This window comes from Streptacidiphilus neutrinimicus (genome assembly GCF_000787815.1).
Lineage (GTDB): Bacteria > Actinomycetota > Actinomycetes > Streptomycetales > Streptomycetaceae > Streptacidiphilus > Streptacidiphilus neutrinimicus.
The window spans coordinates 24522-38059 of the sequence record NZ_BBPO01000008.1; the positions used below are offsets into that span (position 1 = coordinate 24522).

The 13538-nt window shown below is 69.9% G+C and carries 11 protein-coding genes; 4 read left to right on the plus strand and 7 right to left on the minus strand.

All coding sequences use genetic code 11. The features are described 5' to 3' along the window. The first annotated feature begins 72 nt into the window (after nt 1-72). The gene (locus tag TR48_RS07935; protein ID WP_236652064.1) at nt 73-1410 is read left to right on the plus strand and encodes an MFS transporter; all 1338 of its coding nucleotides are present in this window, start codon (nt 73-75) and stop codon (nt 1408-1410) included. 193 nt (nt 1411-1603) lie between these two features. On the opposite strand, the gene TR48_RS07940 is transcribed toward TR48_RS07935, so the two are convergent. The 5 genes from TR48_RS07940 to TR48_RS07960 form a co-directional block, all read right to left on the minus strand. Beyond that, nucleotides 1604-2881, minus strand: a complete 1278-nt coding sequence (locus TR48_RS07940) for a COG4705 family protein (RefSeq protein WP_042365228.1) — start codon at nt 2879-2881, stop codon at nt 1604-1606. Between the two features lie 38 nt (nt 2882-2919). Continuing rightward, nucleotides 2920-4188, minus strand: coding sequence for a sensor histidine kinase (locus TR48_RS07945; RefSeq protein ID WP_042365229.1), 1269 nt, complete (start codon nt 4186-4188; stop codon nt 2920-2922). After that, nucleotides 4179-4832: a response regulator transcription factor gene (locus tag TR48_RS07950; RefSeq protein WP_042365230.1), complete on the minus strand. Its 654-nt coding sequence runs from the start codon at nt 4830-4832 to the stop codon at nt 4179-4181. Before TR48_RS07950 ends, TR48_RS07945 begins: the two co-directional genes overlap by 10 nt. Before the next feature lie 300 nt (nt 4833-5132). After that, nucleotides 5133-5966, minus strand: a complete 834-nt coding sequence (locus TR48_RS07955) for a COG4705 family protein (RefSeq protein ID WP_063770934.1) — start codon at nt 5964-5966, stop codon at nt 5133-5135. 636 nt (nt 5967-6602) lie between these two features. Continuing rightward, nucleotides 6603-7055 (minus strand): hypothetical protein, encoded by a 453-nt coding sequence (locus TR48_RS07960; RefSeq protein ID WP_042365231.1) that lies wholly within the window; start codon nt 7053-7055, stop codon nt 6603-6605. A 548-nt stretch (nt 7056-7603) separates the two neighbouring features. Between TR48_RS07960 and TR48_RS07970 the strand changes: the two genes are divergently transcribed. Beyond that, on the plus strand, nt 7604-8860 hold the full coding sequence (locus TR48_RS07970) for a PP2C family protein-serine/threonine phosphatase (RefSeq protein ID WP_042365312.1): 1257 nt from the start codon (nt 7604-7606) through the stop codon (nt 8858-8860). 278 nt (nt 8861-9138) lie between these two features. On the opposite strand, the gene TR48_RS07975 is transcribed toward TR48_RS07970, so the two are convergent. After that, nucleotides 9139-10182, minus strand: coding sequence for a methyltransferase domain-containing protein (locus TR48_RS07975; protein WP_042365233.1), 1044 nt, complete (start codon nt 10180-10182; stop codon nt 9139-9141). A gap of 118 nt (nt 10183-10300) precedes the next feature. Here TR48_RS07975 and uppS point away from each other — a divergent pair, with 118 nt between their 5' ends. Continuing rightward, the gene (uppS, locus tag TR48_RS07980) at nt 10301-11077 is read left to right on the plus strand and encodes a polyprenyl diphosphate synthase (RefSeq protein WP_201777099.1); all 777 of its coding nucleotides are present in this window, start codon (nt 10301-10303) and stop codon (nt 11075-11077) included. A 392-nt stretch (nt 11078-11469) separates the two neighbouring features. Next, nucleotides 11470-12537, plus strand: a complete 1068-nt coding sequence (locus TR48_RS07985; protein ID WP_152627851.1) for a hypothetical protein — start codon at nt 11470-11472, stop codon at nt 12535-12537. 295 nt (nt 12538-12832) lie between these two features. Here the strand turns inward: TR48_RS07985 and TR48_RS07990 are convergent, their stop codons facing one another. Then, the gene (locus tag TR48_RS07990) at nt 12833-13537 is read right to left on the minus strand and encodes an MBL fold metallo-hydrolase (RefSeq protein ID WP_052442479.1); all 705 of its coding nucleotides are present in this window, start codon (nt 13535-13537) and stop codon (nt 12833-12835) included. Nucleotide 13538: the final 1 nt, after the last annotated feature.

Sequence of the window (13538 nt, forward strand, 5' to 3'; positions counted from 1 at the left end):
TCGTTGGCACTGATCCTGCCTGGTGAGGAGGATGGAAAACGCATCCACTTCCGCCCGAGGAGGGCTACCCCCTTGCCTGCCGTACCGACGCCGCTGAGCCGTCCCCCAGCCGACGCTCCAGGCGACCCGACCCACCGGATCCCAGCACCCGCTGCCGCCGGCCTGCCGCCCCGTGCCCCCGCCGGGCGCCGTGCCTCGCACGCGACCGGCTTCTGGTTCGTGGCGGTGGCCTTCACCGTGCTGATGGCCTTCGGCACTGCGCCGACCCCGCTGTGGCCGCTCTACGAAGCCCGGGACCACTTCGGCGCGACCACGGTCACGGTGGCGTACGCCTCGATGGTCGTGGGCGCAGCGGCCTCCTTCCTCGGACTGGGTCACCTGTCGGACCGGCTCGGCCGGCGGCGCATCATCGTCCCGGCGCTGCTGGTCGGCATCGTCGCGTCGGTCGTACTGGTCGTGTGGCGGGACCTGCCGGGGCTGATCACGGGCAGGATCCTGAACGGTGTCGGGCTGGGGCTGATGGCCTCGACCGCGACGACGTACCTGCACGACCTCCACCACGAGGCCCGTCCGGAACGGACGGGTTCGGTGCTGCCCGGCATCGTGGCCACCGCCGCCAACCTCGGCGGCCTGGCCTCAGGGCCCCTGGTCGCGGGCGCCGCCGCGGAATGGCTCCCCGCACCCCTGATCACCACCCAGGCGATCTTCACCCTCGCCATGGCAGCGTGCCTGGCGCTGGTCTTGTCCACGCCGGAGACCGTGGACCTGGAGCTGCCCGCGGCCGAACCGCCCAGTAGGTTCGTCCTGCGCCCCGGCGGCCGGCGGACGTTCTGCGCGGCCGGCGCGTTGGGTGCCTTCGCCTTCGCGATCCTCGGCCTGATCTCCTCCCTCGGGGCGAGCGTGCTCCACGGCACCCTGCACACCGACTCCCACCTCGTGGTCGGCCTGGCGGCCTTCCTCATGTTCGGTTCCGCAGCGGCCGCCCAGCTGGTGCTGGGCCGCCTCCCAGTGCCCCGGGTCCTGACCGTGGGGGCGGTGGTCTTCCCGGTCGGCCTGGCCCTGTGCGCCGTCGCCCTCTACCACCCGGCGCTCTGGCTCTACCTGGTCGCCGTGTCCCTGTCGGGCGCCGGCTCCGGGCTGCTGTTCAAGGGAGGGGTCGAACGTGCCGTCTCAGTTGCCGCGCCCGCCTCACGCGCGGGGGTCCTCGCCGTGTTCTTCGTGGTCGCGTACCTGGGAATGGGCCTGCCGTCCGTCCTGTTCAGCATCGCCCTGCGGCACTTCGCCGTGCAGACCGCGATGATCGGCTTCGCGGCGGTTCTCTCCTGCGGCGCCGTGGTGTCGGTCGCCGTCGCCTCGCGCGAACGCGCACTCCGTCCCGGCGCGCTCTCGGCGCAGTCCACGGCTGCCTGAACGCAGCGTGCGTTCTGGCGGAGCGCGATGTGCGCGACTGAACTGGCCCCACAGGGTTGAGGCGGTGCCGCACCGGGCAGTGCGGTGCCGCCTCAACCGGCCGGCCGTAAAGGCCAGCGCTTCTCGCCTCACCGTCACGCCGTGCGTCACACCACGCCGACGGCGACTGCGATCCAGACGCTGGTCAGGTGTGTCAGCGCAGGTCAGCGAGGAGGGTGTGGAGCTGAGCTTCCTGCTGTGCGGGCGGCATGGGCGGGTTGGGGTGGTCGATGCCGAAGGTTTTCAGAACCTGGTCCATCTGTGCGTCGATGGACGTCCAGCCGGTGTCGTCCAGCGGCTGCAGGGAAGCCTGGTCGGCATCCCAGAGATCACGCAGCGACTGGGCGGCTGCGTGGGCCCCGGTCACGTTCCCCGCCTGTGCGTCCTTCAGCGAGGTCGATGCGAGTGTCCGCAGTGCGTCGACCTTCGCGGGCGGGAAGTTCTTCACGGCCTGGCCGGGCGCGAGTTGAACAGTGGAGGTGGCGTCGGTCTCGGGCGCCGGGCCGGTGTGGGGCTGGCCGTGTGCCCAGAAGAGCAAGGCCGCGGTGCCGACGGCGAGAAGGCCGAAGCCGGCCAGCGCGACGCGCTCCCTGGACGGGTCGATGGTGGCCTGGGGGGTGTGCGTGGCCTCGTAGGTCTCGGTCACGTCGGAGCGCGTCACCGTCAGGTAGATCACGGTCGCCAGGATCAGGCCGAGGAAGATCAGGCTGGTGGTGAAGGTGCCGAGCGCGAGGCCGGTCGGGTCCCCGGGGTTCTGCGCGACCTTCGGGGAGGCGAGCCAGTCGCCGATGTTGGCGCCCAGCGGGCGGGTCAGGATGTAGGCGAGCCAGAAGGACAGCACCGGGTTCGCGCCGAACTTCCACAGCAGCGTGATCGCCGCGATCAGGCCGAGCGGCAGCAGGACAGAGACCCCCGGGCTCCAGCCGGTGAGCTCAAGGGTCCAGTCGCCCGTCGCGGTGCCGAGCGCGAAGGTGACCAGAACGGTGAGCCAGTAGAACGACTCACGCGACAGCGTGGTGACCGAGTGGATCGACAGGGTGCGCTCCCGCAGCCACCACACGCCGAAGACCACGGCAAGCAGGACCGAGAACACCGCGGAGCTGATCCACAGCGGCACGTTGAGCTGGTCGGTCAGGATGTCGGTGTACAGCGTGCCCGTGACACTGACAACGACCACAGTCAGCCAGTACGGGAACGGGACGTAGCGCTTCAGCCGCAGTTGGACGCCCAGAACCACCACGAACACGGCGGTGAAGATCCAGGCCGTGTTCACCAGGCCGACGCCCAGCTTCATGTTGATCCAGTCGGCGAAACTCTCACCGACGGTCGTGCAAAGGATCTTGATCACCCAGAACCAGACAGTGACCTCGGGAACCTTGTTCAGCTGCAGCCGCCCCCTGCGGCGCGTGCGGGCTTCGCTTGTCGTTGTCATGCGACGAGGCTGGCTCGATCAACCTGCACATAACCTGACTACGCGGTCGCCGGTGGCGTGGGGAAGGTCACCTCGACGCGGCCGTAACCATCCGCAACCGCACGGACTGCCACTCCTGCGGCCGCGGCGAGGCGTTTGACCACGGCCAGTCCCAATCCGTGACCGCGGCCGCTGGTGACGCCCGCTTCGAAGACGCGATCGACCTCCGCCGGATCGAACCCAGGGCCGTCGTCGAGGACATCGATCACGACGCCATGGGGCTGGATGCACGCCGTGACCCAGACGCGCGACCTCGCATGCCGCAGACCGTTCTCCAGCAGGGGTGACAACATGGCCACGACGAGTTCGGGCGCCACGGCGACGTCGATGTTGGTCGGGATGGCGAGTTCGATGGAGCGGCCGGCGATCGCCTGTCGTGCAGCGGCCCTGAGCTCGCAGCGGGTGCCGCCATCGGCCCGTGTCCGGGCGACGCTCATGATCGTCGTGACTGCCGCGTTCAGGCGGTCGACCTCGGTCAGCACAGACTCCGGGGTGAGATGCCGGCCCGAGAGTTGCGCCAGCTGTGCCTCGCCGCGCAGAACGGTCAGGGGCGTCCGCAGCTCGTGGGCGATCTCATCGGTGAGCCGGCGCTCGTCCGCGAGCGCGTTGTCTATGCGTTCCAGCAGGTGGTCGAGAGTTCGCCCCAGCTCCCCGAATTCATCCCGAGGGGTGCCGAGGTTGAACCGGCGCCCCGGTTCGTGGTCGCCCCAGTCGTCGGCGAGAGCGGCCATCTCGTGTACCACCCGCATGGCACGACGCACCACGAGGTACGCGACGAGGGCCGCGAGCAGGATCGAGATGCCGCCCAACATCAGCGACAACGCGAGGCTTCGCTGCTCCGAGGTCTCATACGGCGTCAGATCCACCCTGACGACGACCGTGACGCGGTGGCCTTCCAGCGGGAGCGGCTGGGCGTACAGGAGGTCGTTGTCGACCGTCATCGTTCGGGACGTCCCGGAGACCGCAAGCGCCTGGACATGGTCTAGGACGCTGCCCGGCACGATCCCATCGATGAGGCGTCCGTCGGCGTACACCCACGAGACTGTGTCCAGCGCCTCGTTTTCGCTCTCGGTCAGCACCACGCGGCCGCTTCGTATGGTGACGTTCGCACCCAGTGCCTCCGCACGCGTATGCGCCAGGGCGTGCGCGTCGGCGTCGGTCACCCGGCTGAGCAACACGTGCGACACCACCACCAGCACCGCGACCACCGATGTCGCGATCAGGACCGTGAGCGCGACGACCCTCCCACGGAAGCCCGTCACTCCCATCGATAGCCCACCCCACGGACCGTCGCGAGGCGATCGGCCACGCCGAGCGCGGCGAGTTTGGCCCGCAGTCGACGAACGAAGGAGTCAAGCGTGTTGTCGCTGACCTGCGCCCCGTGCGGCCAGCCGGCGGCGACGAGTGTGTGGCGGCGCACGGCGTCGCCCTGCGAGGCGATGAGTCTGCCCAGCAAACGGAACTCTGTCGGGGTCAGGTTCTCGCTCATCGTGTCGTAGGCCACGACATGTTTCGCCGGATCGAGAACGACGTCCCTGGGTGGGGCCGCCGCGGTTGTCCTGCGCAGCAGGGCACGGACCCTCACCAGCAATTCGGGGACGTCGAAGGGCTTCGTCATGTAGTCGTCGGCGCCGGCCTCGAAGCCGCCCACCTTGTGGTGCATGCCGTCGAGAGCGGTGAGCATCAACACCGGCGCATCGACGCCACGTGCCCGCAAGGCCAGGCAGACATCGCGACCGTCTGCGTCCGGGAGCCCCAGATCCAGGACGACCAGCTGGGGGGTCGGCTCAAGCTGCTGCAGCAGGCTGTCCGCCGTCGGAGCGACTGCGACCGTATGGTCGTCGTGCTCGAGCGAGCGCCTGAGGACGTCGCGGACCGCCGCGTCGTCTTCGCACACCACAATAAAAGCCACAAGCTGACCCTAGATACTCCCGTGAGACTTCTCCATTTTCACAGGCCGGCGGCCTGCTGGTGGAACTGGCGGGGTCACGGTACAGGTGGGCGCGGCGAGCGCCCCCATCGATTCAGCTGCCCTCCCAGGCGTGCTTGGCTCCCGGCTGGGCTGCGGGCTCAGCAGCTCCAGGCGTGTCCGCCGGTGTTGTGGAACAGGGCGAGGCAGGTGGTCAGCGGCGAGAAGGTAGTCGGCGCGGGAATCGGGCGGCAGCGCCGCGAGCGGCGAGTTCACGCGGTGTGCCAGGGCAAGCACCGAGGTCTAGATGCGACCGGCCAACAACTCCTGCGCTTCATCGGATCCGGCCCCACGCTGAAGGTCCACCTTCGTCACCGCGAGATAGGCGACCACCAGCACGATCAAAGCACTCAGTGCGAGGACCACGGGGCCGTCACCGAGGCCGAGTCCGCCGCTGGAGCGGGGCTTGCCGAGCCCGTCGGCGACGGAGGCGCCGAGCGGGCGGGTGATCACGTAAGCGGCCCAGAAGCAGAACACCGGGTTCCAGCTCAACCACCGGTACCCCACGGCCGGGATGAGGATCAGCCCGGCGAAGACCGCCGCCGAGGTGAAGTAGCCCCAGTGCAGGGTGAAGGCGGTGAGGTCGCCGAGCGCGGTGCCCATCGCGAAGGTCGCCACGACGGTCGCCCAGTAGAACGCCTCGCGGCGCGGCGTGTCGATGCTGTGGATCGACAGCGTGCCCTCGGTGCGCCGCCACAGCCAGAACACGGCCAGCAGCAGCACCGCGTACAGTGCGCTGGACGCGGTGTAGGGCACGCCGATGGCCACGTGCATCACATCGGCGGCCATCGTGCCGAAGACCCCGACCATGGCTACGGCGAACCAGTACGTCCAGGCCCAGTAGCGCCTCATGTGGAACTGCAGTGCGAGGGCGACAAGGAAGGCGACAAAGCCGAGCACCACGGCGATCTGCGGGACCATGGCCTGGACCAGGTAGTCCGAGGCGCCTTCACCCAGCGCGGTCGACAGTCCCTTGGCGATCCAGAATGCGGCGACGATCCCGGGCACCCGCAGAGCGCTCTGCCGGCCGCTTGCGAGAACAGCGCCCGAACGGGCGTGACGAGCGGTCGAAGTCATGCCGCCACCTTAAGGACCCGTGGCTAACGGTGCATGAGCGCCCCCGGCCCTGGCAGGGGCCCGAGTCCGCAGGGCGAGGGCGTGAGGGCGATGGGCGCGAGGGCGATGGGCTGTGCAAAGGGGACGGGAAAGCCTCGAAGCGCGGCACTACGAGCATGTAGTCGTACGGGCGGGGGGCTGGCCTGGGAAGCAGGACCGACCCAGCCAGGGGTGACGGGGCGGGTTCGCGTCCTGAGACCTGCGGCGGGGCGGGAGCCCCATCCGGCCCAGCGCATAGCCTGCGTCGCCTCAGCCGTCGGGCGGGGCAGGCCGCGATCGCATAGCCCGTGGCGGAAGGGAGGGCCATGTCCCTCCCATGGGGCGCGCGTGCGGCTCGGAGGGCAACGTGGTCCCGAGCGCAGACGTGCAGCCCAGGCAGCCGTCGGCGCTGCGCCGGTCACCCCGGTCAACACCGGTTCAGTGAAGCTGGTCAGCCCCAAGGGCCTGCTCTTCATCGGCGCCTGCGGCGGCGAGAGCTGATCTCCCGTCACGGAGGCCCCGGCCCGCACAAGGTGGCCTCCGCCCGACTCCACGCGCGGGGGTCATCCGACTCGGCGGGCACGCGGATGAGGTCCCGCGTGCCCGCCCCACCGTGCACTACCCGGCCGGCCAGAACCGAATCCGGATTCGCTCGACCGCGCCCGTCGGCCCGCCGCCGATCGCCGTCTCCGCGCGCCGCACCGCGGCCCCGCCCATCGACACCGCATCGAACCCGTACGTACCCGGGCCGTGCGACAGCGAGATCGTGTACGGGGTGCGCCCCAGCATCTCCCAAGCGGCCAGCTCACCCGACGGCGACGTGACAGTCCCGGAGGTGCTCTCCTCGACGTTCCCCACCGCGTCCGGTGCAGGCGGCCCAGTCAGAACGTTCACCGTCAACACCACCTCGTGCGTGTGCGCGGCGGTAGTGATGTCCAGGCGCCCGGGCCTGATCTCAACGAACGCAGCCCTGCTCTTGGGAACCAGCCCGGCAGGGAAGATCTCACCCTGCTCCGCTGTGTCCTGCAGCGCGAACGTGTAGAAGGAGACCGGCACCACATACTCCGCCACCGCAACTCCCTCTCAATCGGGCCCCCACGACGGGAAGTGATGCTCTCGTCATCGCAAGGTGCAACGAGGGGCCCCGGCTCGTCCCGGGACCCCTCGCATGCCAGCGTACGCGTGTTCTAACTTCCCGCCGTGCAGATCTTGGTCCCGGATCCGGGCCGCGTCCGGCAGGCGCGCGGCCAAGCCCGAGGCGATCGCCACGATGGCGACGGCCAGCCGGTCCGCGATGGCGGTGACGGTGCAGTCGTGTTCATGGAGCAGATGCGCGGCGCAGTCGCTCAGGCCGCTCACCCTGACCTGCGGCGACTGGATTGATTGGTTGTTCGGGGCCTGCCGACGCACGTGGGAGGCCCTGTGAGAAGAATTCGCGAGCGGGTAGGAGACGATTCAGAAAAGGCCCGCGCGTCGTGGGTCTGCCCGGTCGTCCGCCCGTCGGAGGCCGGGCTCCCTGCGTTGTCGAGCAGTGAGGAGTCATCGTGACCACACGAGTGCTGAAGGACGGTGGCGGGCAGTCCACCCCCACCCTGACGGACGCCGTCGACGATGGCCCGATGACGCTGGCCAGGACCTTGCAGGCAGCGGAGGCGGCCCCGCCGGTGGAGTCCCTCGACGTGGTCGCGCGCATGCTCAGGCAGCAGGTGGGGGCGGCGTCGGTATCGTTTCTGATCACTGACTTCACCGGCAGTTCGGTGGTGCGGCTCGGTGCGGCGGGGAGCATCGAGACCGGCAGGCCCGCCAGCCGCATCCCGTTGTCGGGGACGGTGTACGACGATGTGATCCGCAGCCAGCGTCCCAGCATCCAGGAGCCCGGCGGTCACGGGCTGGTGCGGGTGGTGGCTCCGGTGACCAACCGTGGGGACGCGATAGGGCTCCTGGAGCTGTTCCTGCCCCAGCCCCCGGATGCGGCGGTGATGCAGGAGGTCAGCCAGACGGCACATGCGCTGGCGTACATCGTCATCGCGAACCGCTCCTTCACCGACCTGTACCAGTGGGGGCGCCGCACCGTCCCGCTGAGCCTGGCCGCTGAGATTCAGCACCGGTTGCTGCCGCCGTCGCTGGCGTGCGAGGCCGCGCAGTTCGCCGTCGCAGGGTCGCTGGAGCCTGCGGCCCATGTCGGCGGCGACACGTTCGACTACGTGATCGACCGCGACACCGTGCAGTTGTCGGTCACCGATGCCATGGGCCACGACGTCGGAGCGGCCCTGCTGGCCACGCTGCTGGTCGGTGCGCTGCGCCGGGCCCGGCGTGCCGGCGCCGACCTGCGCGAGCAGGCGCACCAGGCCGACCAGGCCATGCGCGAGCACGGCCAGGAGGGCTATGTCACCGGCCAGCTCCTGCGGATCAGTCTGCTCGACGGCACGACCGAGTTCGTCAATGCCGGACACCCCCGGCCGTGGCGCATGCGCGACGCGGCGGTGGAGGAGCTGGCCCCGAAGGTCGATCTCCCGTTCGGCTTCCAGGTCCCGCACACCTACCGGGTGCAGTCCCTGGACCTGAGACCCGGCGACCGGCTGGTGATGCTGACGGACGGCATGCTGGAGCGCAACGCGCAGAGCCTCCACCTGCCGGGCCTCATCCGCGCCACCCGTGGACTGCACCCCCGCGAAGCCGCCCGAACCATGATCGGAGCGGTCGTTGCCCTCGCCGCCCCCGACGGCCGCCTGCAGGACGATGCCACCGTCATGGTCCTGGACTGGCACGGCACCCACGTCTCCCACCGTGACGCAGCCACCGGCGCCGACCTGGCCAGCGCCTCACCGCCGGCGCTGAAGAGGGTCATCGCGCCCGCGCCCGCGCCCGCGCCGTGAGCCACGGCACCGGTCCTGCCCTGCCGTCTCGTGGCCGCTGTGGAAGGTGTCTTTGGTCTGTCAGGGCGCGCCGGTCGACTGCCACTCGTGGGTGCAACGACGTTTGCAGCGGTGTCGCGTTCGTTGAATCGGTGTGCCGCCGAGAACCAGACTCCGCCGCGCTCTTCAAGAGGCACTGGGACGCGTTTCCGCATGAAAAACCCGCTCATCCCCGGCCAAGGTGACCGTTCCTGGGATGTGTGAGGGCAGGTGAAGGCGACCAGAAGCGCCGAGGCGGGTTACTTGTGAGCGGGGGCCTCGGCGGTGACGACATAGAGCGTCACCGCAGCGAAGAAACAACCCCGTTCGAGGTGGTCCAGCCAACGTTCGGCCTGCTGGCGCGTGAGATAGCCGGCGGCCACGGCGCGCTCGGTGTTGCGCTGGAGACCGAGCACCTGGTCGGCGGCACGGACTTCGCGAAACACCGAGGTGACCGGGACGACGGACGTCAGGGTGAATCCCGCTTGCTCGGCCAGGCGAGGCAGTTGCCGTCCAAGGACGGCATTGCGCACGATCCGGTCGGTGATATGGCGGGTGTACGCCCGGGCGATCTCCAGGTCGGGGTGGTCGACGGCGAGTGAGTCCCAGTCGGGCTCGGCCGTCACGAACCGGCCGCCCGGGCGCAGCACCCGCCGTACCTCCGCCAGAACCCCAGGGACGTCGGCAACATGTTGGAGCGTGCGGTCGGTACGCACTCGATCCGCGGAGCACGGGGAAAGCGGCAGCGCATGAACGTCGGCCGTCAATACATCGACGTGCGGCAGGTCGGCGGTTCGTGTCATCGCCTGACGGGTCATCTGAGGATCGGAGTCAATTCCCAGAACCATCCCTGCGGGCGATGCCGCGCGTGCCAGAGCACCGAGATCTGTGCCCGGGCCGCAGCCCAGATCCAGGACAACGTGGCCTGGTTGGATGTCCAGTGCGTCGAGTACGGCCCGCTTGTAGGAGTGGGCAAGGTCGGTCGTGGCGAGCCGATCCTGATACGCGATCTTGTCCGGGATCACCGTCTCGAACATGCGCCCCGCCACATGAGCAAGGGCTTCGACTTCGCCTTCGAGCACCTCGCGTCCTGCGAGGGTCAGGCGCATCGGGCGCCGTCGGCCCTCTCCATCCAGATACTCGATCAATCCCTTGCCGTGCAGCCGACTCAGTGCGCTGGACAGGCTGCCGCGGCCCAGCCTCTCGCCGGTCATCCGCTCGATCGCGGTGTTGACCGCGTAGCCGTGCAAGGGGCCATCCACCAGCGCAGACAGGACAAGCATCTGGGCGTCGTTGGTACGCACTGGCGCTCCCGGGGCGTTGACGGCACGTTCCCAATGGCACGCGACGCGTGCTATCACTGCCTAGTATGCACGCTGCGGCTCGACGGCCGCTGCCGACCCGACTCGGAAGGGCTCGATGTTGCGCGTCACCGACCCCCTGTACGCCGTGTACTCCCGTCGGCTTCGCCGGCAGCTCCAAGGCGGTGAACTGCCCGGGCACATCGGGCTGATCATGGATGGCAACCGTCGCTGGGCACACCGGCGAGGCATCGAAAACCCGAGCTTGGGTCACAAGTACGGTGCCGAACACGTGGAGAACGTGCTGGCGTGGTGCGAGGGAGTTCAGATCCGACATGTCACTTTGTTCGTCTGCTCCGCAGAGAATCTCCAACGACGCGATGACGCCGAGGTCGCCTTTCTGATGCAGGTGATCGAGGAGGTCCTGGCCCGGCATCTGGCCAGGCCGTTGCCGCGCTGGCGGGTACACATCGCCGGAGCGCTGGACACGCTGCCCGACACCACTGCCCGAGCCCTCAAGGAGGCGGCCGAGGCCACCCGGGATTGCGCCACGGGGGCGCACGTGACTCTCGCTGTCGGGTACGGCGGCCGCCAGGAACTTGTGGACGCCATGCGGGATCTGCTGTACGAGCAGGCGGAGACCGACAGGTCGATGCGGGACCTGGCTGCTCACCTGACCGCGGACGACATCGCCCGCCATCTGTACACCGCGGGCCAGCCGGACCCAGATCTCGTCATCCGCACCAGCGGGGAGCAGCGCATGTCGAACTTCCTGCTGTGGCAGAGTGCCTACTCGGAGCTGTATTTCTGCGAGGCGTACTGGCCGGCCTTCCGTGAGGTCGACTTCTTGCGGGCCCTACGCGCGTATGCCGCCCGCCGGCGCCGTTACGGCGCCTGACGTGCACCTCGCCGCAGAGCGGCGGCCACGGCCGGCGTGATCCCAGACTTCTTGGACTGGTTCGTCCCAGGGCCAGTACATCGTAGCGGCTGCCCGGCCCGAGGCGCTCACCCACCAGCCCCTCGATCGCCGTGTTCACGGCGTAGCCGTGCGGCGGACAGTCGGCCAGGGCACAGGGCACAGGGCACAGGGCACAGGGCACAGGGCACAGGGCACAGGGCACAGGGCACAGGGCACAGGGCACAGGGCACAGGGCACAGGGCACGGAGCACAGAGCACAAAGCACCAGCGTCTGGGCGTCGTGGGCCTGCATGCCGACCGTTCCGTCTCCCCCGTTCGCCTGGACGCGGATTGCTACGCGCAGCGTAGTACGTGGCGTGTACTATTTCGCCATGCGCAACCCTTCCGACGCGCCGCTGGCGGCAGACGCGACGCTCCCCGCCGGCCACCCCGCTCTGGCCGCGGTCCGCCGGGCCGTGCGGGACGGCCTCGCCGCGGCCGTTCTCTTCACCGCCTTCGCCGAGGCCACCTCCCACGTCCGAGCGGTGCGCGTGGGCAGCCCGTGGCAGGACGACCCCTACGACACCGTGGTCTCCTTCACCCTGTTCCTCATCCCGGCACTGGCAGCACTCGCCACAGCCCGATCCGTCCTACTGCGACGGAACGAACCGCAGCCACGCCGCCGGATCAGCCAACTCCTGCGCGCCTGGGGCCTGTGCGCCGGGCTGATCGCCACAACCGCGCTCACCGACTGGACGGCCGTGGCGCTGCGCGCCGACCGAGACCTGTGGAGCAGCATGACGCCCTGGGTCGTCGCATCCCTGATGGTCCCCACAACGGCGACCGCCGTGGCGGGCGCGCGCATCCTGCGCGCTCATCAGCTTCTCCCACCGGGCCCTGGCGGGCACGGGGACGGTCCGGTGGCGGGGGACTGGCTCGATGATCTGGCGCCCATGTTCCGGGCTCTGACCATGCACCTCCCGGCGCCGTTGACACGCGCAGTGGACCGGGTGGTGACGCATCAGCGCTTCGCCTCCGCCGTGAGGTTCACCCGTCGGCACATCGTGGGGCTCGCCGGGACGGCGGCCGTGCTCGGCGGCGCGCTGCTGGCCGCTGCGGAGGCCGTCGGCGAAGGCTGGACCGACCCGCTGCTCTGGCTCACCGCCGCATTCGTCCACGCGGGCGGGTTCTTCGCTTTCGCGATGCTCTGCAATACGACGCTTTCGATCGCCGTACCGCGCGCGAACGGCCGCCCTCGCGGGCCCGCCAGGGCGGCCGCACACCGTGCGATCACGGCGGCGGCCCTTGCCGTCCCGCTCACCGGAGCGCTGCGGGCACCGCTGCGTCCCCTGATCGGCCCGACGGACACCGTTCCGGCCCTCGCCGAGCTGGTCCTCACCGGCGCCGCTACCGCGGGCGCACTCACCTTCGTGGTCGCCCTCGCACTCGGCTCCACCTGACGCCCGCTCCTCACCAGCAGTCCGGTCCGCGGGACCGACCCGTGGCGACCGTCCCGATGGGCACGTCGGTCAGCTCGGCTGTCAGGTCGTGCACGGAGGCGGTCCCCGGGGGAGCTGGGGGAGCTGGGGGAGCGTGGGGCCGTCGGGCTTCGCTCGGCGAGGTGGGCGTCCATGGTGGTGTTCAGATCGGTGATGAACTGCCCGAACTGCCGCAGGAATTGTGGCAGGTGGGGGGCAGGACCGCACGCCACGAGCGGAGCCCGGGCGAAGGCCACTGTCGGATGACGGGGCAGCCTTAGGGCTGGTGCTGTTTGGGGGCCAGCTGTTCCAGGAAGGTGTGGAAGGCGCTGATGTCCGGTCCGGTCAGGGGGGTGCCGTGGGCGAAGCCGGCGGCGGCGATGCCCTGCGGCAGCTGGGTGAGGCTTCCGGCGCGCAGGCGGGGGTCGGCGGCCAGTGCGGCCGGGCCCAGGGCGAGTTCGCCGCGGTGGAAGACGGCGTCGCCCAGCAGCGCGGTGTGGCTGGGCTCGTGGACCAGGACGACGTGTCCTGGGGTGTGGCCGGGGGTGTGCACGACGCGCAGGCCGTCGGATCCCTGGATCAGCTCGCCACCGGCCAGCAGGGCGTCGGGGGTGACCGGCCTCCAGTGCAGGGCGGGCAGTTTGTCGATCAGGCGGCCCGCCGCTCCGGAGCGGCCCTCGGCGGGGACGCGGCCGGCTTCCAGCCAGGCGGCGTCCGCTTGGTGGATGAGGATGTGCGCGCCGGTGCGCTCGCGTAGTTCGGCGGCTCCCTTGACGTGGTCGGGGTGGGCGTGGGTGAGCACGATGCGCTTGATGTCGCCCGGTTTGCGGCCCAGCTCGGCCAGGGCCTTCAGCAGTACTCCGGGGGCTTTGGCCCAGCCGACGTCGACCAGGGTGAAGCCGTCGTCGCCGTCGACGAGGAAGGCGTTGTCGCGCTTGGTGGTGGGGATCAGGGTCACGCCGGGGGCGAGGGTGAGGGTCATG

What these genes read in the sequence shown, in the direction of transcription:
- TR48_RS07940 (WP_042365228.1), bottom strand. Translation starts at nt 2,881, where the DNA reads ATGACAACGACAAGCGAAGCCCGCACGCGCCGCAGGGGGCGGCTGCAG.
- TR48_RS07945 (WP_042365229.1), bottom strand. Translation starts at nt 4,188, where the DNA reads ATGGGAGTGACGGGCTTCCGTGGGAGGGTCGTCGCGCTCACGGTCCTG.
- TR48_RS07955 (WP_063770934.1), bottom strand. Translation starts at nt 5,966, where the DNA reads ATGACTTCGACCGCTCGTCACGCCCGTTCGGGCGCTGTTCTCGCAAGC.
- TR48_RS07970 (WP_042365312.1), top strand. Translation starts at nt 7,604, where the DNA reads ATGACGCTGGCCAGGACCTTGCAGGCAGCGGAGGCGGCCCCGCCGGTG.
- TR48_RS07985 (WP_152627851.1), top strand. Translation starts at nt 11,470, where the DNA reads ATGCGCAACCCTTCCGACGCGCCGCTGGCGGCAGACGCGACGCTCCCC.
- TR48_RS07990 (WP_052442479.1), bottom strand. Translation starts at nt 13,537, where the DNA reads ATGACCCTCACCCTCGCCCCCGGCGTGACCCTGATCCCCACCACCAAG.